The following is a 23,436-nucleotide window of genomic DNA, read 5'->3' on the forward strand; positions in this document are numbered from 1 at the left end:
GAAATGATAGCCGGCACGGAACATTCCGCCGTGTCCGTATGCCGGGCCATTCGCGGCAGTCCGTTATAATGAAATAACGGGCTGTCGCCTGTGTCTGAAAGGCTGACCCGGCGTTCTGGTTACTGTGTGTGGCTGTGGAAGGAGACCGGTGCGAGATGCTCGCGGTTATACCCGAGTTCGCCATGCGTCAGCTGGTAGCCGATCTCGAGCGTGTAAGGATTTTCCTGCGTCATGTTGTCCGTGGCAGGAAGATCGATCAGGCGCAGGTTCGTCCGCACCGATTGCGTGCTGACATTGGCCGGGAAGCGGAAGCTGTCGGTGAAGACCTTCTTGTCCACGATCTTGCCGTCACGCATGATGACGATGAAATACGGCACGTCGATCGTGCTGCTGGTCGCAGCCGGACCACGGGTCAGGTTCATCGCAAGGCTCAGGCGCGTGCGGACCGTCTGATGACCGTGCGGACCATCCGGACCACGTTCGCAGTCCCCGGAGAGGGAGGCGATCTGGGCATGGCTGACGAGACTGCCGATATCCGCGCTCTTGCCGTCATAGACGAACTGGTCCGCTGCCGAACCCGGGATATCGAGCGTCGGGCAGGCAGGTGCGAAGAAACTCGGGTTGGATTCGTCGCAGCCGGCCAGACTCGAAAGCGCCACAAGGGCAAAAGCCGGAGCAAACAGGGGCGAGGCGAGGCGCCGGATGGCTGGCATCAGCTGAAGAAACTCCCAACAAAGCGGCCCGGACGTTGCGACGAGAGGCAATCCGGTCGATACTGGTCCTACATATCGAACTCCGCCCGCTTGGGGAACACCATGTCAGAACAGACGACTTTCGCTCCTTCCCGCACCGACGGTGTGGAAGCCCATAAAACCCTTCGCGTCCTGCTCGCCGGTCCGCGTGGATTCTGTGCCGGTGTGGACCGTGCCATCCGTGTTGTGGAAGAGGCGCTGCGCCGTTATGGCGCTCCGGTCTATGTCCGTCACGAAATCGTCCATAACCGGACCGTCGTGGAAGGACTGGAAGCCAAGGGCGCCATTTTCGTCGAGGAACTGGACGAGGTTCCCGAAGACGGACATGTCGTTTTCTCGGCTCACGGCGTTCCCAAGGCGGTCCCGGCCGAGGCCCAGCGCCGCAATCTGCTCTATCTGGATGCGACCTGCCCGCTGGTCTCGAAGGTGCATCGTGAAGCCGAGCGTCATTTTGCCGGCGGTGGCCCGGACCAGCGTCACATCCTGATGATCGGCCATGCCGGCCATCCGGAAGTCGTGGGCACGATGGGGCAGCTCCCGCCGGGCGCCGTTACGCTCATCAACGATGCGGAAGAAGCCCGCACGATCCAGCCGGAAGACCCGACGAAGCTCGCCTTCATCACGCAGACGACGCTTTCGGTCGATGACACGGCCGAAATCGTGGACATCCTGCGCTCGCGTTTCCCGCTCATCGAGGGCCCCAAGCGCGAAGACATCTGCTATGCCACGACCAACCGTCAGGAAGCCGTGAAGGCGATTGCGCCTGAGAGCGATCTGGTGATCGTGATCGGCTCACCCAATTCGTCCAACTCGCAGCGTCTGCGGGAAGTCGCCGAGCGCTCCGGCGCGCGTCGTGCCCTGCTGGTGCCGAAGCTCGAAAACCTTGACTGGAGCGTCCTCGAAGGCGTGGAGACGCTGGGCATCAGTGCCGGTGCGTCCGCTCCCGAGAGCCTCGTGCAGGAAATGGTGACGGCTCTGGCCGGGAAGTACACGCTCAAGATCGAAGAGCGGATCGTCAAGGAAGAGAACATCAACTTCCGTCTGCCCGGTCCGCTGGCTGGCGAGGACGACTGATCTCTCATGGCCGTCTACACGGAACTGGCGGCCGAGACGCTCGAGGCGTTTCTTGGCACTTACGATATCGGGACGCTGGTCTCGTTTCATGGCATCGCCGAGGGTGTCGAAAACAGCAACTTCCTCCTCCGGACGACGGAGGGGGATTTCATTCTCACGCTGTTCGAACGGCGTGTGAATGCTCGTGAACTTCCATGGTTTCTGGGGCTCATGCAGTATCTGGCGGGCAGGGGGCTGAACTGCCCGCTTCCCGTATCGGACCGGAGCGGGACTGCCCTGCGCAGCCTTGCAGACCGTCCCGCCGCTATCACGACATTTCTTCCCGGCGTTTCCGCAACGCAGCTTGACGCGAACCTGTGTCTCGAACTCGGCAAGGTGCTGGCCCGGCTGCATATCGCTGGTGAAGGGTATGATGCCGTCCGGCCCAATGCCCTGTCTCCGGCAGCCTGGGGGCCGCTGCTCGACAGTTGCGGCGAGAGTGGAGACGAGCTTTCACCCGGTCTGACTGCTGAAGTCCGCAAGGCGCTTCAGAACGTCGAGGCTGCATGGCCGGCAACAGCCGATCTGCCGCGCGGGCAGATCCATGCGGACCTGTTTCCGGACAACGTTTTTTTCCAGAACGGGCAGGTCTCGGGGCTGATCGATTTCTATTTCGCCTGCACGGATTTTCTGGCCTACGATCTGGCGATCTGCCTGAATGCCTGGTGTTTCCGGGACGAAAAGACATTCGAGCCGTCTTTCGCCGCCGCCATCATGCAGGGGTACGAGAGCGTTCGTCCCTTGAGTGACGCGGAAAAAGCCGCGCTACCGACCCTGTGTCAGGGCGCTGCGATCCGCTTTCTGCTGACACGGCTTTACGACTGGATCAACACCCCCGCTGATGCCCTGGTGACCCGTAAGGATCCGCTGGCCTATCTGCGGCGCCTGCGTCATTTCCAAAGCGCGTCTCATGTCTGAGGCGTCTGGAGAACGTCCCCGGGTCGAAATCTGGACGGATGGGGGATGCAAACCCAATCCGGGCCCCGGTGGATGGGGAGCGCTTCTGGTCTGCCGCGGTCAGGAAAAGGAACTTCTGGGCGGCGACCCGGAAACCACCAACAACCGCATGGAACTGACAGCCGCAGCCGAGGCGCTCGAAGCGCTCAAACGTCCCTGCATCGTGACGCTGCATACGGACAGTGAGTATCTGCGCAACGGCATCACCCGCTGGCATACGGGCTGGGTGCGCCGGAAGTGGCGCAATGCGGCAGGCGATCCCGTGGCCAATATGGATCTGTGGCAGCGGATCCTGGAAGCCGCGAAACCGCATGAGATCGACTGGCTCTGGGTCAAGGGTCATTCGGGCGACGAGAACAACGAACGCGTGGATCAACTCGCGACCCGGGGGCGTGAAGAGCTCTGAAAAATGACGGTTTTTCTCAGGTCTTTGAAGAGAAACGAAAAAATCGACAAAAAAGTTCATTTAGGGGCTTTACCGACCCCGACCATTTGGCTACATACCACCTCGCCGGTCCCGAATAGCTCAGTTGGTAGAGCAAGCGACTGTTAATCGCTGGGTCGTAGGTTCGAGTCCTACTTCGGGAGCCAGCCTTTCCTTTGGGAAGCTGCTTCGGCCGCAAACAAAGCTCCCTCTCGGGAGCTTTTTGCGTTTCTGGGCTTACTGCTCTTCCGGAAAGATGTCTTCCAGACGGTCGAGCGCCCACAGGCGCGGGAAGAAGCGGGTCCAGACCGCCGCCACCAGAATAGTCCCAATGCCACCAGCAATGACGGCGGCTTCCGGTCCGATCGCGGTTGCGAGCATGCCGCTCTCGAATTCGCCGAGCTGATTGCTGGAGCCGATGAACAGCGTGTTCACCGCCGAGACCCGCCCGCGCATCGAATCCGATGTGGCCAGCTGGATCAGTGAGGAGCGGATCACCACGCTGATGACGTCCGAAGCTCCGAGAACCATCAGGGCTACGATCGAGAGCCAGACCGTGTGGGATGCGCCAAAGACGATCGTCGCAATGCCGAACATGACGACAGCCATGAACATGATGAGGCCGGTGCGCCCCTTCAGCGGATAGCGTGACAGGCCCCAGGACATCAGAAGCGCCCCAACGGCTGGAGCCGCACGCAGCAGCCCCAGACCGATCGGTCCGACACGCAGGATACCGTCTGCATAGACGGGCAGCATGGCTGTCGCGCCCCCCAGCAGCACGGCAAAGAGGTCGAGGGTGATGGCTCCCAGAAGGTCCCGGCGGCGATTGAGGAAGGACAGACCCGCAAAGACCGAAGCAAACGTGATCGGTTCCTTGGCCGGAACGGTATGAAGCAGTCTGAGCGAGAATGTTCCGGCAAAAGCCACTGTGAACCCAGCCGTGGAGAGCCCGTAGCACACGACCGGTCCGATGCCGTAGAGCAGACCGCCCAGGCTTGGCCCGACAATGGAGGAGGTCATGAACAGCGACGAAAGCATGGCCTGCGCCCGGGGCAGAAGGGCAGGCGGCGCGATTGCGGGCAGGAAAGCCTGCTGGCACGGCATCTCGAAGCTTCTCAGAACACCGTAGAACGCCCCGAACGTATAAATGGCGCCTGTTGTCAGCAGATGAAACGCGGCCCCGAAGGCCAGTGTCGCAGTGGCCAGGATTTCGCAGACCTGACAGATCAGGACGATGCTGCGACGGTTGAAGCGGTCCGCGACATGACCGGCGACAAAGGTCAGGGGCACCATGGGCAGGAACTGCGCCAGCCCCAGATAGCCCAGAGACGCTACGTCATGTGTCAGCGCATAGACCTGCCATCCGATGGCGATCGTCATGGTGGTTGCTGAGAGCTGTGAGAAAATTCTTCCGACAATCAGGGACGGAAGGCCGGGGAGAGAGCGCAGGGCCGGATCGATCATTGCGGCACTTTAGGCATTTCCGTCGCTCAAGTTTATTGCAAAATTACGAGACGGAAGGCAGAGGAAGACCATGACAGCCAATCAGACCCCCCAAACCGTTCATTATGCGACCGTCACCTGGGACCAGCTCCATCGTGACGCGCGTCTTCTGGCCGCAACCCTCATGCAGAAGCATGGTCCTTTCCGTGGAATCGTCGCCATTACCCGTGGTGGCCTGATCCCCGCCGCAATTCTCGGGCGCGAAATGGGCTGCCGCCTGATCGAGAGCGTCTCGGTCATCAGCTATGCCGGCGAGGAAGGCACGCAGCACGAGCCGAAGGTCGTCAAGCCGCCTGTTGCCGCCGGCGATGGTGAAGGCTTCCTGATCGTGGACGATCTCGTGGATTCGGGTGTCACCGCCCGTATCGTGCGTGAACTGCTGCCCAAGGCCGTGTTCGCCTGCCTCTACGCCAAGCCCGAAGGCAAGCCCTTCACCGATCATTACGTGACGGAAGTCGCTCAGGACACCTGGGTCCTGTTCCCGTGGGATACGGCGCCGCTTTTCGTGCCTCCGCTCGTGAGAAGTGAAGGCGAATAAAAAACCCCCTTGCCTCGACCGGTCAGACATCCTAGGTTCCGGCCGGTTCGGGGCGTGGCGCAGCCTGGTAGCGCGCTTGTTTTGGGTACAAGAGGCCCCCGGTTCGAGTCCGGGCGCCCCGACCAGTTAATGGCATCATTGATGCGCCCTTAGCTCAGCTGGATAGAGCAACAGCCTTCTAAGCTGTGGGTCACTGGTTCGAATCCAGTAGGGCGCGCCAGCCATTCCCCAGGCTCAACTGGCGCCTGATTTCCTTTAATTTCAGTCTGATGGATTATTATCCTGATAGGCTTTGAGAAGAACCTTCTGCATGGCTGCGTCCGGTGCGCCCAGAAAGTTCTGCCTGAGAGATCTCTCGTCCTTGAGGCTCAGAAGGCCCCAGGCTGCTGAATGATCCTTCGCGAATACGACTTCCAGTTGCTCCGCGGCACAGTCATGGGGGCGACACATATGGCCCAGAATGTAAGGCTTGCCCCCGAGGCTGAAGGTGCTGACGGGTACGGACGTCGCTTGCGCTGTCGTCACCCATGACGGAAGGGTCAACATGGCCTGATAGGCCTGTCTGAACCCGTTTTCGCCCACCAGTTCAGCCGTTGTCGGTGGTGTCGCAGCCGAGACTGTCCGGAGTGTCGCAAGTGCGAGAATGACAGGAAGCACTCTGGTTATCCGCATTGTTCCGACCTTCAGAAAGTGTTCAGGCTTTTGAGCAGAACACCCTGTTTTTCAAGTTTTTTCAGCGCATCGCCGGGGTCTGGTGCGATACCCCTGCAGGCTTGTGGAACCACATCTGTGCGATAGCCGCACTTCACGGCATCCAGCGCAGTGGCCGTTACGCAGTAATCAAGGGCGAGGCCGCAGATCACGACGTGCTCTATGTCCAGCCCCTTCAATAACTCGTCCAGCCCGGTCGAGGTTGCACGGTCATTATCGAGAAAGCCTGAATAGCTGTCCCGTCCCTGGAGCACGCCCTTGCGGATGATATGCGTCACAGGCTCCGGCAGGAGCGTTTGTGGGAAATCCGCGCCATGAGTTCCGGCAACACAGTGAACGGGCCAGGGACCGCCCTGCGTGCGGAAGGAACAGTGTCGGGGAGGATGCCAGTCCTGCGTCGCGATGACCGCCCTGAACGGATGTCTGGCAAGCGCATTGACGGCTTCAAGAATACCATCTCCGTCCGGAACGGCCAGAGCGCCGCCGGGCAGGAAGTCATTCTGGATATCGACAAGGATGAGAGCGGAGCGGCTGAGATCGGTCATGGTATGATCTAAGCAGTCTCCGCTAAGGACTGGAAGTCAGTTCAGTCGTGTGACCAGCAACTGGTTGATTCTGAAGCCTTCCACGTCAACGACTTCAAAGCGGAAGCCCGAAGACTGCACACTGTCCGCCTTGCGGGCCATGCGGCGCAGACGGTTCATGACGAAGCCGCCAACCGTGTCGAAGTTCTGGGCATCGTCGAACATGGGAATGTCCAGTTCGCGGATGACGTCGCCGATGGGGGCGGCGCCGTCGATCAGCCAGGATTTATCATCGCGGCGGACGATGGCCTGCTCTTCAAACGGGCTGACCAGACCGTCCATCAGCGCGCCCATGATGTCCTTGTAGGTGATGAGACCCACAACCAGACCATATTCATTGACGATCAGCGCGAAGCCGGCGGAGTGGGCTTCGAACTGGGCCAGGGTTTCCCACAGGTTCAGCGTGTCGGGCAGGGACAGGACATCACGCCGCATCTTGAAAATCTGGCTGGCTACGGGTGCCAGACCGGTGCTTTTGGGCTGCGGTTCGTCCACGACAGCGACCAGCACGTCTTCGGCACGGATGGAGCCGATGACCTTGTCCAGACCGCCATCGCACAGCGGATAGCGCGAATAGGGACGGACCCGGACCTTGTCGCGCTGGCTTTCCGGGCTTTCCTGAACGTCGAGGAACACGATTTCATCGCGCGGGGTCATGGCGGACGTCACGGCGCGGTCCTGAAGGCCCAGAACGTTCTGGATCATCTGGTGTTCTTCTTCCAGAAGCACACCCGAGGCTGTTCCTGCCGCGAGAATGGCCCGCAGGTCTTCAGGTGTTACGGGCTCAACGGTGGCCGCGGCCGGGATCTTGAGGAGCTTGAGAAGCCAGTCGGAAATCTTCGAGAATACCAGAACGGCCGGATAGAGAACCTTGAGGGCGACGGCCGGGAACCAGCCGACCTTGAGTGCGATCCGGTCCGGCGCGTTCATCGCGATGCGCTTGGGGAGCAGATCGGCAAACAGGACGAACAGGCCGGTGATCAGGATGAACGAGCAGGCGGAGCCGAGCTTGCTGGCGAGTGACGGGCCCGTGCCCAAGGCACGGAAGCCTTCCGCAATGGGGTCACTCAGCATGGATTCGCTGATGATACCGCCCAGAACACCGACGGCATTGAGGCAGATCTGAAGGACCGTGATGACCTGACCGCTGTTGCGGCGCAGCTTCAGGAACGCAACGGCCCGTGGGTCGCCCGCTTCCGCCCTTGAGCGCAGCCGCACGTCGCGCGCTGCGGCAAAGGAGATTTCGGACAGCGAGATCAGCACGGAGACGCCAATCAGCGCGACCGTGGCGACAAGGCCCAGCAGGAGAAGAACGATCTGGTGCTGGGAGGAAGGGGAGACTGACATGCGGAAGGCGTTATACCCTGAAAAAGTGGGATGTTACCAACTTTCTCAGCGTTCCGGTTTTGCAGTTCTGTTACAGCCCCGCCAGCACGCGCCAGCCGCTTTCATCGACGGTCTCGATCCCGAGTTCTGCGGCTTTCTTGGCTTTGGAACCGGCTTTTTCGCCCAGCACGACCAGAGAGGTCTTTTTCGACACGCTATCCGTCACCTGTGCGCCCAGACGCTCTGCAATGGCCTTGGCTTCCGGGCGGCTCATGGTGGTCAGGGTGCCGGTGAAGACAATGACCTTGCCTGAAAGATGCCCTTCCGAGGGGGCTTCTTCGGCAATGATGTCCTTCAGCTCCAAGGCCAGATCATCGAGGGTCTCGATATTGTGGCTTTCGGAGAAAAAGGCGGAGAGTTCATCGGCGATCGCATCGCCCACGCCCATGATGGCGCCCAGGGAGGCGCGTTCTTCGGAGTCCGGCCGGGCGGCCAGCATGGCGGTCCGCCAGTTTTCGAAGGTCTGGTAATGCCGGGCCAGAAGCTGGGCGTTGCGCTCTCCGATGCGGCGGATGCCAAGCCCGAAAATCAGCCGGGACAGGGGGATGGTACGGCGGTCCTCGATGGCGCGAAAGAGATTGTCTACCGACAGCCGTCCCCAGCCGTCACGCTGGAGCAGGGCCTCTTCGTGCTGGCGCAGGCGGAAAATGTCGCCGGGCCTGCGGATATAGCCTGCGTCGTAGAACTCACGGATGCTGCGTTCGCCCAGCCCGTCGATGTCGAACGCGTTGCGTGACACCATGTGGATCAGGCGCTCCACGATCTGCGCTTCGCAGGTCAGGCCACCTGTGCAGCGGCGGACGGCTTCACCATGCACGCGCTCGGCGAGCGATCCGCAGACGGGGCAGTGGTCGGGATAGACGAAAGGTTCTGAACGGGGCTCCTCGCTCGGGACGGGACCGAGGATCTGCGGGATCACGTCTCCGGCGCGCTGCAGGCGGACCAGATCCCCGACGCGCACGTCCTTGCGGGCGATTTCGTCCTCGTTGTGCAGGGTCGCGCGCGAGACGATGACGCCGCCGACATTCACGGGCTCCAGATGCGCGACGGGTGTCAGTGCGCCCGTGCGGCCAACCTGGATCTCGATTTCCCGCAGACGCGTGATGGCCTGTTCTGCCGGAAACTTCCACGCAATGGCCCAGCGGGGGGCGCGGCCGGCAAAGCCGAGACGATCCTGAAGGCTCAGATCGTCCAGTTTGAAGACGATGCCGTCAATGTCATAGTCCAGTTCCGAGCGTTCGCGCGCCAGTTTCTCCACATAGGCCGGAATGTCGCGGGCATGGGCAATCATCTGGGAGAGCGGATTGACCGTGAACCCCCAGCTCCGCAGTTTTTCCAGATAGTCCCAGTGTGTCGTCGCAACCGGCGAGGACGTGTATCCCTGCGCATAGGCGAAGAGGGACAGCGGACGGCTGCGGGTGATTTCAGCATCAAGCTGGCGCAGGGACCCCGCTGCGGCGTTGCGGGGATTGGCGAAAGGCTTTGCTCCGCGTGCGACCTGCTGTTCGTTGAGGGTCAGGAAGCTGCTTTTGGAGAGGAAGACTTCGCCACGGATTTCAACCCGTTCGGGTGCTTCGCCGGGCAGTTCGCGTGGAATATCCTTCAGGGTCAGCAGGTTGGCCGTGACGTCTTCGCCTTCGATGCCGTCTCCGCGCGTGGTCCCGCGCACGAAATGCCCGTGTTCGTAGGTCAGGCTGATGGAGAGGCCGTCGATCTTGGGTTCGGCCACGAACTGGAGGGCCTGAAGTCCGTCCTCGTCCAGGCCGAGAAAGCGGCCCACACGCGAGACAAAGCCATCGAATCCTTCCGGATCGAAGACATTGTCGAGCGACAGCATGGGGACGAGATGGCGATATTTGCCGAAAGCGGAATCGGGTGTGGCGCCGACGCGCTGGCTGGCTCCCTCTTGGGAGCGGAGATCCGGATATGCTTCCTCCAGCGCCAGAAGCTCACGCCGCGCAGCATCATAGACGGCATCGGAAACTTCCGGCTCGTCGCGTCCGTGATACGCCTCGTCCCACTGCGCGAGGTCCGCTTCGAGTGCAGCGTGACGCTCGGCGGCAGAAACAGGGGCGGTTGTCATGAAATCTGATGTCCCAGAAGGCTGTCGGCAGCCCCTCGGGCTGCGTCTGTAATGATGTCGCCCGCAAGCATCCGGGCGATTTCCTCGCGCCGGGCGTCATGGGGCAGGGGTTCGGCCAGGGTCTCGGTCCGGTCATTGCGGACACGTTTGGCGATCCGCAGATGATGGTCGCCGCGCGCCGCGACCTGCGGGCTGTGGGTGACGACCAGAACCTGTACGTCCTGCGCGACCTTGTGCAGTCGGTCCCCGATCGAGGATGCCGTGGCACCGCCAACGCCGGAATCGACTTCATCGAAGACGAGCGTCCCGACATCGGAGCGTTCCGCCAGTACCACTTTCAGCGCAAGCATGAGACGCGACAGCTCACCGCCGGAGGCTACCTTGGCGAGAGGTCCGGGCGACTGTCCAGGGTTGGCGGCGATCAGGAAGGAGGCCTGTTCCATGCCCTGACTGTTCCAGTGGTCGGGCTCAAGCGGCAGGAGCGAGACGATGAAGCGGGCGCGCTCCAGCTTGACGGGGCGCAGCTCCGCACTGACGGCCTTTTCCAGCTTCTCGGCGGCTTTTTTCCGGGCCGCAGAAAGCGTGCGGGCCGCATCTTCATAGGCAAGGCGCGCTTCGGTCAGGGCCGTTTCCAGACGCGCCAGTTCAGCATTGCCGGAATCGAGGGCCGCGAGCCGTCTTTTCAGCTCGGCAAGAAAACCAGGAAGTTCGGCAACGGAGACATTGTGTTTGCGGGCCTCGGCACGGAGGGCGAAAAGCCGCTCTTCCGTCTCCTCCAGCAGGCGGGGATCGCCTTCCGTATCGGCAGCCAGACGGCTCAGCAGCATTTCAGCTTCGGCCAGTGCTTCTTCTGCTTTTCCAAGGGCGTCGAGCGCGTCCTGGGCCTGTGTCTGATGGCTGTCGGAAAGCGTTTCCGTCTCCGTAGGGGCGGGCAGAAGTCGGGCAAGGGCGCGGCTGGCCGAGCGCAGGGCAGCAGCAGGGGCGGAAGAGCGGCGGTCACGCGGGGTCAGTTCCGAGAGTGCGGCGGCAACGGCTTCGCCGCGACGCTCATCGCGCTGAAGGCTGACGCGTGTTGCCGCGAGAGCATCCTCTTCGCCTTCCTGAGGGGCCAGACGCTCCAGATCATCGACTGTCTGACGCAGCCATTCTTCCTCGCGGGCTGCGGCTTCCATGTCGTTCCGCGCCGCTTTCAGGGCGCTGCGGGCCGCGGCCCACTGGCGGAAGGTTTGAGCCGTTTTTTCCCGCAGGGAGGGAGCAATCCCGAAGGCATCCAGCAGATCGAGATGGGTACTCTGATCGGCCAGGCCCATCTGTTCGTGTTGGCCCTGGATTTCCACGAGGTGGGCACCCACACGGCGCAGCAGGCCGACGCCGACCGGCTGATCGCAGATATAGGCGCGGGAGCGGGCATCCGGCGTGACGATACGGCGCAGGACCACCGGGTCCGTCGGGTCTTCGCGCACGATGCCGTGCTCGTCGAGCAGGGCAAAGACGGGATGGTCGCTGGCGATTTCGAAAATGGCCGACACGCTGGCCTGAGACGCTCCCGAGCGGACGAGACCACCACTGGCACGCTCCCCGAGGGCCAGTCCCAGACTGTCGAGCAGGATGGACTTGCCGGCTCCGGTCTCGCCGGTCAGGACCGTCAGACCGGGGGCGAGACCAAGATCGAGCTTTTCGATCAGAACGACGTCGCGGATCGAGAGATGTGTCAGCATGACAGCAATGTTGGGAGCATGTCGTCCCGTTTCAAAGAGACGATATCAGAAGACGCTGTGCCAGACGCGGGAGAAGAAGCCACGGTGAGCCTGCTGCTCCGGGTGAATGACCGGCTTTTTGAGGTCGCTCTTGAGCAGGTGGTTTTCCCGAAGATCATTATAGGCATAACGATACCACTGGCTGTCGGGATAGTTATAGCCCAGAACGGCGGCGGTCTGGTGCGCCTGATCCTTCAGGCCAAGAGCCAGATAGACCTCCACGAGACGCTCGAGCGCTTCAGCGACGTGGTTGGTCGTCTGGTAGTCCTGCACGACGCGCTGGTAGCGGGTCATGGCGGCTTCATAGTTGCGCTGCTGCTGGTACCAGCGGCCGACCAGCATTTCCTTGCCCGCCAGATGGTCGCGGCAAAGATCGATCTTCAGCTGGGCGTCACGGGCGTAGGATGTCTGCGGGAAGCGGGTGATGACCTCTTCCAGCGCATCCAAGGCTTCAACGGTGCCCTGCTGGTCACGCTCGACGTTTGCGATCTGCTCGTAATAGCAGAGCGCGCGCAGATAGAAGGCATAGGCCGCGTCCGGGCTGGTTGGATGCAGCTGCAGATAGCGTTCGAGCTGCTGGACCGAAAGCGCGTATTCGCCCTGAAGGTAGTAGGCATACCCTTCCATCAGCTCGGCGTTACCCGTGAAGCCGGAATAGGGGTAGTTCTGCTGCAGCAGCTCGAATTCACCGCCGGCTAGTTCGTAATGGCCCGTGTGCAGGGCATCGATCCCGTAATTGTACAGGGTCTCGGCATCGGCGGTTTTGGGAATCGCGGGCTTTTCATGCTGGTGCGAGAACAGCGAACAGCCGGAAAGCAGCAGAAACCCGCTGACAGCCGCAGCTCTCAGAATGAAACCACCATTCATGACCGATGCTTCAAAATGACGCTGAGTGCTGCTTGTCATACCTGCTCTTCCCGTGGAAGCTCGTCTTATATCACGGGAATGCGCTGACGAAAGACCTGCCATGTGTCTCAGGCAGCAACGCGCGCGCGCAGGGCCTTGGGAACGGCTCGCGATGAGCCCGTTGGGACGAAACGCCAGTTGGCGGCATCGGAAAAAACCGCCCGCAGAAGCCTGTTATTGAGCGCATGACCGGATTTGTGACCAATAAATCCGGCCTGCATCCGGTGGCCAGCGCAATAGAGATCGCCAATTGCATCAAGTAGTTTGTGGCGGGCGAACTCGCGCTCGATTTTCAGGCCTGCCGGATTGAGGATATTTTCTCCATCCACGACGACCGCCGTTTCCAGGGAACCACCGCGCGCCAGTCCGATACTCTGCAGATACTCGATGTCCTTGCGGTTGACGAAGGTGCGGCAGAACGCGAGTTCTTCCATGAAGCGACGTTCATCAAGCTGGATGGCGTAGCGCTGGTTTCCAATGGCCTGAGCCGGGAAGCTCAGTGAAATGGCAAGGGAGAGTCCGCGCTGAGCAGGGCGCAGTTCAGCAAAGGCGCCGTTCTCGCCTTCGACCCGGACATTGCGCAGGATCTCGATGACCTGACGGGACTTGTCCAGCGTTTTGCGGCCGGCGCAGCGGATCAGGAAGGCAAAGGCATCCGACGCACCATCGAGAACGGGCAGTTCGGGGTCACTGACCGCCACGAGGATATTGTCGATCTCGCAGGCGTTGAGGGCCGCCATGAGATGCTCGATCGTAGCAACACGCAGGGAGGGATCGGTGGGGCAGCCGACAACCGTTGAAAGACGGGTGTCCACGATATGGTCGTAGAGCGCGGGAAAGGAGGGGGAGCCCTCGATGTCCGAACGCTGGAACCTGACGCCGGTATCCGCGGGGGCGGGGGAGAGAACCAGATCAACGGTTACGCCACTGTGCAGGGCGATGCCCTGACAGTGAATGGGGTTGGCAAGGGTTGTCTGCAGGTTTTTCGAGCTGTCGCGCTCCGGGCGGGAAGGCGTTCCATCGAGGGCAGAGACCGTCTCCGGCTGTGCTGCCTCAACGCCTTTCGCCGTGCTGCCGCCATGCGTTGGCGTAACCTGCATAAAGCCTCCGAAAAATCTGATTCCGAGGACTAGAAAACAGATACCGGGCGTCAGTTCCAGTCAACGATTGTTGCCGGATATTTCCCCCTCATGGTGTGCATGAGGGGGAAAGACGATCAGCGGCGCAGGTAGGTCGGAATATCCAGGTTGGAATCGTCAGCATTGCCGGACGGCTGTTCCTGCTGCTGCGGTGCCTGCTGGGGGTATCCGTCGCGGGTGCTGGGCTCCGTCCGCTGGGTGGTCTGCGGGGGCTGCTGCGGCTGGGGCGGACGGCTGCGGAAGGCGCCCGTGACCATGCCGAACAGGCTCCGCGGCGCTTCGGGCTGCAGCGGCGGGGCATGGCGGGACGGATCGGAGAACAGACCGGCCCGGGGGGAAGGCTGGTGGGTGTTTTCCTGACGGGGCGTCTGGGTTTCAGTGGCCGCAGGCTGGGTCGCCGGAGCTTCCTGCTGCGGCTGTGGGGCTGTATTCTGAGCCGGCTGCTGCTGGGGATCAATCGCGAAATTCGGGCGCGGCGGGCCCCCGGCATAGGTCGAACCCGGCTGGAACGAGGATGCTGCAGCGCGGGTCCCGGCGCTTTCGCGCGGAGCTGCCGTTCCGGCGTTCGTCTGCGGCGCAGCGGCCTGACGGGTTTCCGCGCTCGGAGCCGAAGGATCCTGACGCGGCTGTGTGTCGATGCCGGTTGCCACGACGGACACGCGAACACGACCGTTCAGCTTTTCGTCGATCAGCGCGCCGAAGATGATGTTGGCGTCGTCGGCCACTTCCTCACGGATGCGGTCCGCAGCAGCGTTGACTTCGTACAGCGTCAAGTCTTCGCCGCCGGTGATGTTGATGAGCAGGCCACGCGCACCTGCCATTGACGCGTCTTCCAGTAGCGGGTTGGAAATCGCGCGCTCGGCTGCGAGCACGGCCCGGTCTTCCGCATCTTCCTCGCTGGAGGCTTCGCCTGTCCCCATCATGGCTTTGCCCATCTCTTCCATCACGGCCTTGACGTCCGCGAAATCGAGATTGATGAGGCCCGGGGAGACCATGAGGTCCGTAATGCCGCGAACGCCCATGTTCAGGACATTGTCGGCCATCCGGAAGGCTTCGCGGAAGGTCGTGTTCTGCGTTGCCGAATTGAACAGGTTCTGGTTCGGGATGACGATCAGCGTATCGACATGCTTCTGCAGCTCGGCAATGCCGTTTTCTGCGGCAGTCGTGCGACGGCGGCCTTCAAAATTGAAGGGCTTGGAAACAACGCCGACCGTCAGGACGCCGCGCTCACGCGCCATGCGCGCGATGACCGGAGCCGCACCCGTGCCCGTACCGCCGCCCATGCCGGCCGTGATGAAGACCAGATTCGCGCCTTCGAGCTGACGGTCGATTTCCTGTGCGGCTTCTTCGGCGGCTTCGCGACCGATTTCCGGCTTTGCACCTGCACCCAGACCGCGCGTCAGATGCGGGCCAAGTTGGACGCGGCGTTCGGCCTTGGAGTGGGCAAGCTGCTGGGCGTCGGTGTTGGCAACGACGAATTCCACGCCCTTGAGTTCAGACGCGATCATGTTGTCGACGGCATTCGTGCCGCCGCCGCCAACGCCGATCACGGTAATCCGTGGCGCCAGCTCAACGTGGGAATTGGGAGTAGGAGTAAGGTTCAGCGTCATGATCTGGTCCGGAACTTCATGAAAGCGACAGGTGTGGGCGTTGTGATCTGTAGTAGACTACACATTGTTGCGTATGAAGCCTACGAGACGTTTAACAAGTCCGCGAGGTTTGGGTTCAGGAACGGAAATATCTCCGAAATCCCGATCCGCACCCGCTGCCCAGGCCAGAAGCCCCGCAGCGGTTGAAAATCCTGCCGAAGCCGCGGCTGTCTCGGGCAGGCCGTAAATGTTCTGGGGTTTTCCCATCCGGACAGGCCGGCCAAGAATACGCGTTGCGACGGGCACGATTCCCTCAAGAAGCGATGCACCACCGGTCAGCACAACCCGACCATTGGCCAGGCGCCCCAGTCCCGCATTATCGAGCGACTGCCGCACGAGTTCGAGCGTTTCCTCGATCCGGGGCTGGATGACGGAAATGACCTTGGAGCGCTGAAGGCGGACCAGCCGGTCGCTGTTCTCGCCGATCAGCGGCACAGAGAGGATTTCCCGCTGGTCGTCCGAGCCCATCTGGGCGGCGCCATACATCGTCTTGAGACGTTCAGCCGTCTCCAGAGACGTCGAGAGCACGCCGGCAATGTCGCGCGTGACATGCAGGCCGCCGACGCGGATCTGGGCGGTGTGGAGTAGCTTGCCTTCACAGAAAACGGCCAGGGACGTCGTGCCGCCACCCATTTCCACGACGGTCACACCCAGTTCGCGCTCTTCGGCGGCCAGGACTGAGACGCCGGAGGCAAAGGGACTCGCGACCAGCCCGTCCAGCTTCAGTTCGGCGTGCTGCAGGACGGCATCCAGAGTGCGCAATGCGCTGGAATTCATGTCCACGACATGCATCCGGGTGGCCAGTTCTTCGCACTGATGGCCAATCGGATCTGCAATTCCCGGAATGGAATCCACGACATATCCGATGGGAAGCGTATGGATGACTTCGCGGCCTTCCATCCAGGCGCGGGCCTGTCCTTCGGCGATCAGGCGCTGCACGTCACCGGCGGTGACTTCGCGGCCGCCGATGGGGATCTGCGCGTCTACCAGACGGCTCAGCGGGCGCCCGCAGGACAGGTTGACGACGAGCGAGTCCATGCGCCGCTCGGCAGCTTCCTCAGCCTGTCCGACGGTGGCACGGATTGCAGCTTCGGCCTCGCGGATATCAACGATGGACCCCGAACGGATGCCGTGGGAACGGCGCCATCCATGGCCCAGAACCTGAATGGATCCATCCGGTTCGCCCTTGCCGATCAGGCAGGTCATTTTCGTCGTGCCGATGTCCAGCGCACCGAAAATGCCCGGACGCCAGCTGACGTTCCGCTGGGTATCCTCGGGGGGAAGCGGCAGGATGTCACGCGGGACGCGGTTGACGCTGACGTCACGTTCGCCGCCGACGGGAATGAGGGACCGGCCCCTGAGACCGCCCCGGCGCCGGAATGCCGGAAGATCTGACATGGAGTTGTGGTCGTTCATGGCTGCTTCGTGCTGTCTGCTGGTGGTGTCGGTGAGGATGGGTCAGGCTTTGCGCCATCCGGTGGCGGAGCTGCCTGAGGCGGCTGGTGGACGACCATCCGGTCCGGAAGGCGCAGATCGATCGACTGGACCGGCCGCTCCAGCAGACGCATGCTCTGCTGATAGCGGGCCAGACGGGTGAATGCCGCAGCTTCCTCGCCCTCAGGCAGCATCACGGTCGTGCCGTCCTTGAGCGTGGCATTCCAGCGTCGGTTGCCCACCCGGATCAGGGCCGTGACCTGGTTTTTGACCAGCGGCTCCTTGTTCAGGGCGTCGATCACACTGGCGGCTGCCGTATTGGCACTTTCACCCACCACGAGGGGCAGTTGCAGAAAAGCCTGTGCATTTTTCCCGGTTAGGCCCTGATCGGAGACTTCCTCTCCCGCCCGGTTGATGAGCATGAAATGCCCGCGATCCTGCCAGACGGCGATCGGCGTGCGCTCCACAAGCGTGATGATGACGGTATCGGGCATGTGCCGTTCGACCGTTGCATGGTCGATGAACGGCAGTTCATCCAGCCGCTGACGGGCTGCTTCAACGGAAAATCCAAAGATCGGACGTCCGACAGATGTGCCCAGCGCTTCCTGGATGGAGGCTTCGCTGGTCATGCCGCGACCGTTGATGACGATGTGACGGATGGGCAGTGGCTCCATTTCGACCAGCCGTGCCCGCAGCGGGGCGAAGCGCTCTTCGGAGGCTGCATCATACAGAAGGCGCCCGGCCGCCCCGGCAATTCCCATCACAACCAGAAACACGATCGCAGGCCGGACCAGCCGCCGTTGCCGGCGCCAGAACAGCTTTGCCCGTGACGGACGATCTTCCTGAGGCGGGAGGCCCCCGGAATAGCGTTCCCGGACAAAATCGTCTCTCTGAAAGGACGGATCCTCCCGCATCAGCGCGCCAGTGCCTCCCGGACCATCCAGTCACACAGTTCCGGATAGGAAATCCCGCAATAGGCGGCCTGTTCCGGCAGCAGGGATGTCGGTGTCATGCCGGGCTGTGTGTTGACCTCGAGGATGACCAGCGTGTCGGTGCCCTCATCGTAGCGGAAATCCGTGCGGCTGGCCCCCTGACAGCCCAGTGTCTGATGGGCGCGCAGGGCGTAATCAAGCGCACGGTCTGTCACCGCCTGCGGAAGCTCCGCAGGGACCACGTGCCGTGAGCCGCCAGCCTTGTATTTGGCCTCGAAATCATAAAACGCAGCCGTTTCGCTGGGCAGGATGTCCGTAACGGCCAGAGCCCGGTCGCCCATAACGCCTGCGGTCAGCTCGCGACCGGGAATGAAGCTCTCGACCAATGCCTCTTTCCCGAAACGCCAAGTCCGCGCGATTTCGGCGCGACGGTTGTCTCCCGTCCGCACGATCTCGACACCGACGGAGGAACCTTCTGCGACCGGCTTGATGACATAGGGTGCGGGGAGCGGATCGGCTTCGGCCAGCTCTTCAACCGTCACGACACGTCCTTGCGCCACGGGCAGACCGGCGGCGGCCAGAAGGATGCGGGTTGCGCCTTTGTCCATTGCCACGGCCGAGGCGCGGATGCCGGAATGGGTGTAGGGCAGGCCAAGCCATTCCAGAACGCCCTGAATGGCACCGTCTTCGCCACGGGGGCCGTGCAGGGCGTTGAAAACGACGTCCGGTGCGGCGGCTTTCAGGCTGGCGATGGTCGTTGCGATATCCGGTCCGACATCGATCGGGGTGACGTCGTGTCCCTTTTCGCGCAGGGCCTCGATTGCGGCCTCGCCACTGACGAGACTGACAGGCCGCTCACTGGATGTTCCCCCCAACAGGACTGCGACCTTCATACCGTCTGTTCTCCTTCGGATTTGCGCCCGATACGTTTGATTTCCCAATGCAGGTCCACGCCGCTCTGGGCCAGCACTTTTTCGCGCACGGTTTCGCCCAGCGTTTCCAGATCCGCGCTGCTGGCCTGTCCCAGATTGAGCAGGAAGTTGCAGTGCTTTTCGCTGACCTGCGCATCCCCGATCTGAAGACCACGGCACCCGGCTTCGTCAATGAGCTGCCAGGCCTTGTGGCCGTCGGGGTTGCGGAAGGTGGAGCCGCCGGTTCGTGCCCGCACGGGCTGCGAGGCCTCGCGCGAGGCCCGGATATCCGCGATGCGGCTGCGGATGGCATCTGCGTTGTCCGGTGTGCCGCGCAGGCTGGCGCGGATGACCACACTGCCTTCGGGAAGCTCCGAATGACGATAGGCAAAGCCGAGCTCGTCATGGGACAGACGACGGAGTTCGCCTTCGGCTGTCAGGATGTCTGCCCATTCGAAAACGGCGTTGATATCTGATCCGTAGGCGCCCGCGTTCATGCGGACAGCACCGCCGATCGATCCCGGAATGCCAGCCAGGAACTCCAGCCCTGCCAGACCGGCAGCGGCGGCATGTTCAGCCACGGTGATGTCGAGCGCGGCTGCGCCCACGATCATGCTGTTGCCCTGAACGGTGATGTCCGCAAAGCCGCGCGCCAGACGGATAACCGTGCCGGCAATGCCACCGTCGCGGATGATGACGTTCGAGCACGCGCCCAGAACCGTAACCGGCATGGTGGCCGGCTTTTCGCGCAGGAAAAGGGCCAGATCGTCCTGGTCTTCGGGAACGAACAGCCAGTCCGCCGGACCGCCCACGCGGAACCAGGCGCGGGGGCCGAGCGGGGCGTTCGGGGTCAGTCTGCCGCGCAGGCCTTTGACAGGAAAGTCGCTGCTACCCGTCATGCCGCGCCTTCGGTTGCGGGCTGGCGGTTCAGGGCTTCGAGCTGGGCGGGAAGGGCCTGCGCCCACTGGGTGATGGTGCCGGCGCCAAGGCAGACGACGTAATCGCCCGGCTTGGCGATGGCGTTGATCATTTCCGCCAGATGGGCCGGATCGGGGAGCGGCACGACGGAGCGGTGGCCGCGGTCACGCAGGCCTTCAACGAGCGCATCGCGGCCTGCACCCTCGATCGGCGTTTCGCCCGCGGCATAGACATCGGCCACGATGACCGTATCGGCGTCGTTCATGCAGGTGCAGAACTCGTTGAACAGGACCTTCAGGCGCGAATAGCGGTGCGGCTGCATGACGGCGATGACGTTGCGCGCACCGGCCTGACGGGCGGCTTTGAGCACGGCGGCGATTTCAACCGGGTGATGGCCGTAATCATCGACGATGGAGATGCCGTTATACTCGCCCGTGCGCGTGAAGCGGCGCTTGACGCCCTTGAAGGTCGTCAGGGCGGACGCGATTACGGAATCGCTGATTTCCATTTCAAGCGCGACGGCGATGGCGGCGAGCGAGTTCAGGACGTTGTGGTGTCCGAGCATCGGCAGGCGGAACGGACCGGCGCGGCGCGAGCGGTTGCGCTGGCGGTTGGTGACCACGACCTCGAATGTCGCGCCGCGTTTGTCCATGACGACCTTCTCGGCGCGGATATCGGCCTGCGGGCTGAAGCCGTAGGTGATGACACGATGATCGGACAGGCGCGGGATCATCTGCTGCACCTGCGGGTGATCCACGCACAGGACGGCAAAGCCGTAGAACGGAATGTTCGAAACAAACTGGTCGTAGCCGGCCTGCATGGCCTCTTCAGTGCCCCAGTGATCCAGATGTTCCGGATCCATATTGGTCACGACGGCGATCACGGCGGGCAGGCGCAGGAAGGACCCGTCGCTTTCATCGGCCTCGACGACCATCCAGTCGCCCGAACCCATACGAGTGTTGGTGCCGTAAGCCTCGATGATGCCGCCATTGATGACGGTCGGGTCCAGACGGGCATGTTCGAGCACGCAGGCCACGAGGCTGGTGGTCGTCGTCTTGCCATGTGTGCCGCCGATGGCGACGGACCAGCGCAGGCGCATCAGTTCGGCCAGCATTTCCGCACGCCGCACGACCGGGATGAGCTTGGCACGCGCGGCCACGACTTCCGGATTGTCCTTTTTCACGGCCGTCGAGGTCACGACAACCTGTGCGTCGCCCAGATTGGCGGCGTCATGGCCGATATGCACGACAATCCCGGCCTGGCGCAGGCGCTGCACATTGGCACCTTCGGCAATATCGGAACCCTGCACCTTGTAGCCCAGCATGTGCAGGACTTCGGCGATGCCGGACATGCCGATGCCGCCGATACCGACGAAGTGAATGGTTCCGATGTTCAGGGGCAGGGCGCGCATGGGGCAGGTACTCTTGGGCAGGAACGATAAAAACAGGGATCAGGACCGCAGGGCGGATTCAATCAGATCAGCGACTTTTGCGGCAGCATGAGGGCGCGCGCACAGATGAGCGGCTTTTGCTGCGTTTTCGAGCTTTTCTGGATGGGAAAACAGGTCTGTCAGCAGAGCCGTCAGGGCTGCGGCCGTGAAATCGGGCTGTCGGATCATCCAGGCTGCACCGGCATCCACGAGCGCCTGACCATTCGCACCCTGTTCATCGGATGCCGCGATGGGCAGCGGCACCAGAATGGATGGCAAACCGGCCATGGCCAGTTCCGCAACCGAAGAGCCGCCTGCGCGTCCGATCACGAGATGGGCGTTTTTCAGACAGGCCGGAACATTCGTGAAGAAGGGGGCAGCCTCGACTTCGATCCCCGCATTTTCGTAAATGGCGCGGACGCGCTCCAGATCATCGGCCTTGATCTGCTGCGTGACTTTCAGGCGTTTGCGGAAGTCTTCGGAAAGGGCAGCCAGCGCCTGTGGCACGATTTCGGAGAACACGCGTGCGCCCAGGGAGCCACCCCAGACCAGAAGATTGATCCTGTCTTCGGGCGGGGCATAGACATGACCGAACAGGGCCTCGATGCCTTCACGGACGGGCATGCCGGTCAGGGTTGTCCGGGCATTTTCAGGAAGACGGGCGACCTTCGCGTAGGACGTGGCGATCAGCGGAGAAAAGCGGGACAGGAAGGCATTGGCCTGTCCGAGCACGGCATTGCCTTCGTGAATGACCATCTGCGGACGCTTTGCGGAAGGCAGAAGGCGTGACGCAGTCAGAGGCGGGATAGACGGATAGCCACCGAAACCCACGACCGCCGCGGCATCAAGCGAAGCGAGAATACGGCGGGCTTCCATCATGCCGCGCAGCAGGGCCAGCACACCATGGACTTTCCCGCTAAGACCCTTGCCAGCAACACCTGCGCCGTCCAGCACGTATTGCGGACGGTCCTTGAACAGGCCGGTTTCGCGTCGTCCGTGCCGGGCGTCCGTCATCAGGACAAGGTCGTGACCCCGTTCCGCAAGTACGGTTGCGACGGCTTCGGCCGGGAAGAAATGTCCGCCCGTGCCACCGGCGGCGATAACGATGGGGCGGTTCACGGCGCGTTCCTCTCAAACAGTGGTCCCTGGCCGTAAGGCGCAGAGGTTCTCTGACCAATCCGGCTCTGGCCGACGTGATGACGTGTCAGCGCCAGAACCATACCCATGGTCAGGGCCACCGACATTGCCGAACTGCCGCCATAGGAAATGAAGGGCAGGGTCATGCCCTTTGTCGGGATCAGATGCAATGTCGAACCCATGTTGACGAAGGCCTGAAGTCCAAATCCCGTCACCAGTCCGGCAGCGGACACGATGACGAACGGGTCGTCCTCATGCATCAGCTTGAGCAGGGTACGCAGGACGATGATCCCGAACAGCAGGATGATCCCGATGCACAGGATCAGACCGTATTCTTCACCCGCGACCGCAAAGACGAAGTCGGCATGGGCGTCGGGCAGCAGATCCTTCACGCGGCCTTCGCCAGGCCCGCGGCCCAGCAGGCCGCCATTTCCGAACGCCCGCAATGCGGTGTCAATCTGGTAGTGGTCACCGACATCAGGATGCAGGAAGCGCTGCACGCGGGACTGCACGTGCGGAAAGACGATATAGGCGACCGCAAAGGCCCCCGCCATGCCAGCCACGCACAGCCCAACCCAGTAGAGCTTGAGGCCGTCCACGAACAGCTGGGTCATGAAGACCATCGTGATGACGGACAGCATTCCGATATCGGGCTGGGATTTCAGCAGGATCAGAATGACCCCGAAGCACAGGAAGGCAATCAGCATGCCGGGGAAGGCGATATTGCCCCACATCACGACGGAACGGCGCGCCGAGAGCAGCCAGCCGGTCACGACCGCAAAGCAGGGCTTGAGGAACTCCGAGGGCTGGACCGACATCATCGGCAGCGCAATCCAGCGGCGCGCGCCCTTGATTTCCATGCCGTGCACCAGCGTCATGGCGGTGGCGCCGAGCGCTATGATGCCGCCGATAATCGCGAGTTTCTTGATGGCCTGCCGGGACAGGTAGGACGTCCCAAGCACGATCGCTCCGGCCAGCGCCAGAAAGATCACCTGCTTGAGAATGAACATATTGCGCGAAGCGCCGATACGGGATGCCACGGCAGGACTGGCCGCCAGCATCAGGACATAGCCCAGGCCGATCAGCAGACCGACGCAGGCCAGCGTCACACGGTCCAGGTTCCGCCACCAGCGGGCAACCGCAGAAGTATCGACACGGGACAGTCCCGACATG

Annotated in this window: 21 protein-coding genes and 3 tRNA genes; 7 read left to right on the forward strand and 17 right to left on the reverse strand. The window is 62.3% G+C overall.

Annotated features, from left to right (window positions below):
• Window positions 1-119: 119 nt before the first annotated feature.
• Window positions 120-713 carry a hypothetical protein gene (locus GOX01_RS05985; protein ID WP_011251773.1) on the reverse strand — a complete coding sequence of 198 codons (594 nt, stop codon included), beginning with the start codon at window positions 711-713 and terminating at the stop codon, window positions 120-122.
• Window positions 714-815: 102 nt separating this feature from the next.
• Here GOX01_RS05985 and ispH point away from each other — a divergent pair, with 102 nt between their 5' ends.
• The 4 genes from ispH (at window position 816) to GOX01_RS06005 (ending at window position 3,413) form a co-directional block, all read left to right on the forward strand.
• Window positions 816-1,826 (forward strand): 4-hydroxy-3-methylbut-2-enyl diphosphate reductase, encoded by a 1,011-nt coding sequence (gene ispH, locus GOX01_RS05990; RefSeq protein ID WP_011251772.1) that lies wholly within the window; start codon window positions 816-818, stop codon window positions 1,824-1,826.
• A 6-nt stretch (window positions 1,827-1,832) separates the two neighbouring features.
• Complete coding sequence (locus tag GOX01_RS05995; protein ID WP_011251771.1) at window positions 1,833-2,783, forward strand: homoserine kinase; 951 nt, start codon at window positions 1,833-1,835, stop codon at window positions 2,781-2,783.
• A complete protein-coding gene (gene rnhA / locus GOX01_RS06000; protein WP_011251770.1) occupies window positions 2,776-3,228 on the forward strand; it encodes a ribonuclease HI in 453 nt (150 codons plus the stop codon). Before GOX01_RS05995 ends, rnhA begins: the two co-directional genes overlap by 8 nt.
• Before the next feature lie 109 nt (window positions 3,229-3,337).
• Window positions 3,338-3,413, forward strand: a tRNA-Asn gene (locus tag GOX01_RS06005).
• A 70-nt stretch (window positions 3,414-3,483) separates the two neighbouring features.
• Here the strand turns inward: GOX01_RS06005 and GOX01_RS06010 are convergent.
• The gene (locus GOX01_RS06010) at window positions 3,484-4,710 is read right to left on the reverse strand and encodes an MFS transporter (RefSeq protein WP_011251769.1); all 1,227 of its coding nucleotides are present in this window, start codon (window positions 4,708-4,710) and stop codon (window positions 3,484-3,486) included.
• A gap of 70 nt (window positions 4,711-4,780) precedes the next feature.
• Between GOX01_RS06010 and gpt the strand changes: the two genes are divergently transcribed.
• The 3 genes from gpt to GOX01_RS06025 all read left to right on the forward strand — a co-directional run bounded on the left by gpt (window position 4,781) and on the right by GOX01_RS06025 (window position 5,507).
• The gene (gene gpt / locus GOX01_RS06015) at window positions 4,781-5,287 is read left to right on the forward strand and encodes a xanthine phosphoribosyltransferase (RefSeq protein ID WP_011251768.1); all 507 of its coding nucleotides are present in this window, start codon (window positions 4,781-4,783) and stop codon (window positions 5,285-5,287) included.
• Between the two features lie 48 nt (window positions 5,288-5,335).
• Window positions 5,336-5,412, forward strand: a tRNA-Pro gene (locus GOX01_RS06020).
• An 18-nt stretch (window positions 5,413-5,430) separates the two neighbouring features.
• Window positions 5,431-5,507 (forward strand) — tRNA-Arg (locus GOX01_RS06025).
• A gap of 41 nt (window positions 5,508-5,548) precedes the next feature.
• On the opposite strand, the gene GOX01_RS06030 is transcribed toward GOX01_RS06025, so the two are convergent.
• From GOX01_RS06030 to GOX01_RS06100, 15 genes are all read right to left on the reverse strand, one after another.
• Entirely contained in the window at window positions 5,549-5,944 is a 396-nt protein-coding gene (locus GOX01_RS06030) for an Ivy family c-type lysozyme inhibitor (RefSeq protein ID WP_231139129.1), read from the reverse strand.
• A 26-nt stretch (window positions 5,945-5,970) separates the two neighbouring features.
• Window positions 5,971-6,543: a nicotinamidase gene (locus tag GOX01_RS06035; protein ID WP_011251766.1), complete on the reverse strand. Its 573-nt coding sequence runs from the start codon at window positions 6,541-6,543 to the stop codon at window positions 5,971-5,973.
• Between the two features lie 36 nt (window positions 6,544-6,579).
• Window positions 6,580-7,929, reverse strand: a complete 1,350-nt coding sequence (locus tag GOX01_RS06040; protein ID WP_011251765.1) for a hemolysin family protein — start codon at window positions 7,927-7,929, stop codon at window positions 6,580-6,582.
• Between the two features lie 70 nt (window positions 7,930-7,999).
• Window positions 8,000-10,051, reverse strand: coding sequence for an NAD-dependent DNA ligase LigA (ligA, locus tag GOX01_RS06045; RefSeq protein WP_011251764.1), 2,052 nt, complete (start codon window positions 10,049-10,051; stop codon window positions 8,000-8,002).
• Entirely contained in the window at window positions 10,048-11,769 is a 1,722-nt protein-coding gene (gene recN / locus GOX01_RS06050) for a DNA repair protein RecN (RefSeq protein WP_011251763.1), read from the reverse strand. Before recN ends, ligA begins: the two co-directional genes overlap by 4 nt.
• 45 nt (window positions 11,770-11,814) lie before the next feature.
• The gene (locus GOX01_RS06055; protein WP_226986660.1) at window positions 11,815-12,675 is read right to left on the reverse strand and encodes an outer membrane protein assembly factor BamD; all 861 of its coding nucleotides are present in this window, start codon (window positions 12,673-12,675) and stop codon (window positions 11,815-11,817) included.
• A gap of 107 nt (window positions 12,676-12,782) precedes the next feature.
• Window positions 12,783-13,814 (reverse strand): UDP-3-O-acyl-N-acetylglucosamine deacetylase, encoded by a 1,032-nt coding sequence (gene lpxC / locus GOX01_RS06060; RefSeq protein WP_011251761.1) that lies wholly within the window; start codon window positions 13,812-13,814, stop codon window positions 12,783-12,785.
• 116 nt (window positions 13,815-13,930) lie between these two features.
• Window positions 13,931-15,463, reverse strand: a complete 1,533-nt coding sequence (gene ftsZ, locus GOX01_RS06065) for a cell division protein FtsZ (protein ID WP_011251760.1) — start codon at window positions 15,461-15,463, stop codon at window positions 13,931-13,933.
• Window positions 15,464-15,520: 57 nt separating this feature from the next.
• Window positions 15,521-16,918, reverse strand: a complete 1,398-nt coding sequence (gene ftsA, locus GOX01_RS06070) for a cell division protein FtsA (RefSeq protein ID WP_011251759.1) — start codon at window positions 16,916-16,918, stop codon at window positions 15,521-15,523.
• A complete protein-coding gene (locus GOX01_RS06075) occupies window positions 16,915-17,850 on the reverse strand; it encodes a cell division protein FtsQ/DivIB (protein WP_011251758.1) in 936 nt (311 codons plus the stop codon). The genes ftsA and GOX01_RS06075 overlap by 4 nt, the downstream gene beginning before the upstream one ends.
• The gene (locus GOX01_RS06080; RefSeq protein ID WP_011251757.1) at window positions 17,850-18,761 is read right to left on the reverse strand and encodes a D-alanine--D-alanine ligase; all 912 of its coding nucleotides are present in this window, start codon (window positions 18,759-18,761) and stop codon (window positions 17,850-17,852) included. The genes GOX01_RS06075 and GOX01_RS06080 overlap by 1 nt, the downstream gene beginning before the upstream one ends.
• Window positions 18,758-19,678: a UDP-N-acetylmuramate dehydrogenase gene (gene murB / locus GOX01_RS06085; RefSeq protein ID WP_062269542.1), complete on the reverse strand. Its 921-nt coding sequence runs from the start codon at window positions 19,676-19,678 to the stop codon at window positions 18,758-18,760. The genes GOX01_RS06080 and murB overlap by 4 nt, the downstream gene beginning before the upstream one ends.
• Window positions 19,675-21,108, reverse strand: coding sequence for a UDP-N-acetylmuramate--L-alanine ligase (murC, locus tag GOX01_RS06090; protein ID WP_011251755.1), 1,434 nt, complete (start codon window positions 21,106-21,108; stop codon window positions 19,675-19,677). The genes murB and murC overlap by 4 nt, the downstream gene beginning before the upstream one ends.
• Window positions 21,109-21,147: 39 nt before the next feature.
• Window positions 21,148-22,245: an undecaprenyldiphospho-muramoylpentapeptide beta-N-acetylglucosaminyltransferase gene (gene murG / locus GOX01_RS06095; protein ID WP_011251754.1), complete on the reverse strand. Its 1,098-nt coding sequence runs from the start codon at window positions 22,243-22,245 to the stop codon at window positions 21,148-21,150.
• Window positions 22,242-23,435 (reverse strand): FtsW/RodA/SpoVE family cell cycle protein, encoded by a 1,194-nt coding sequence (locus GOX01_RS06100; RefSeq protein WP_011251753.1) that lies wholly within the window; start codon window positions 23,433-23,435, stop codon window positions 22,242-22,244. The genes murG and GOX01_RS06100 overlap by 4 nt, the downstream gene beginning before the upstream one ends.
• Window position 23,436 lies beyond the last annotated feature (1 nt).

The sequence above is a fragment of the Gluconobacter oxydans genome, assembly GCF_006539685.1.
Taxonomy (GTDB): Bacteria; Pseudomonadota; Alphaproteobacteria; order Acetobacterales; family Acetobacteraceae; genus Gluconobacter; species Gluconobacter oxydans.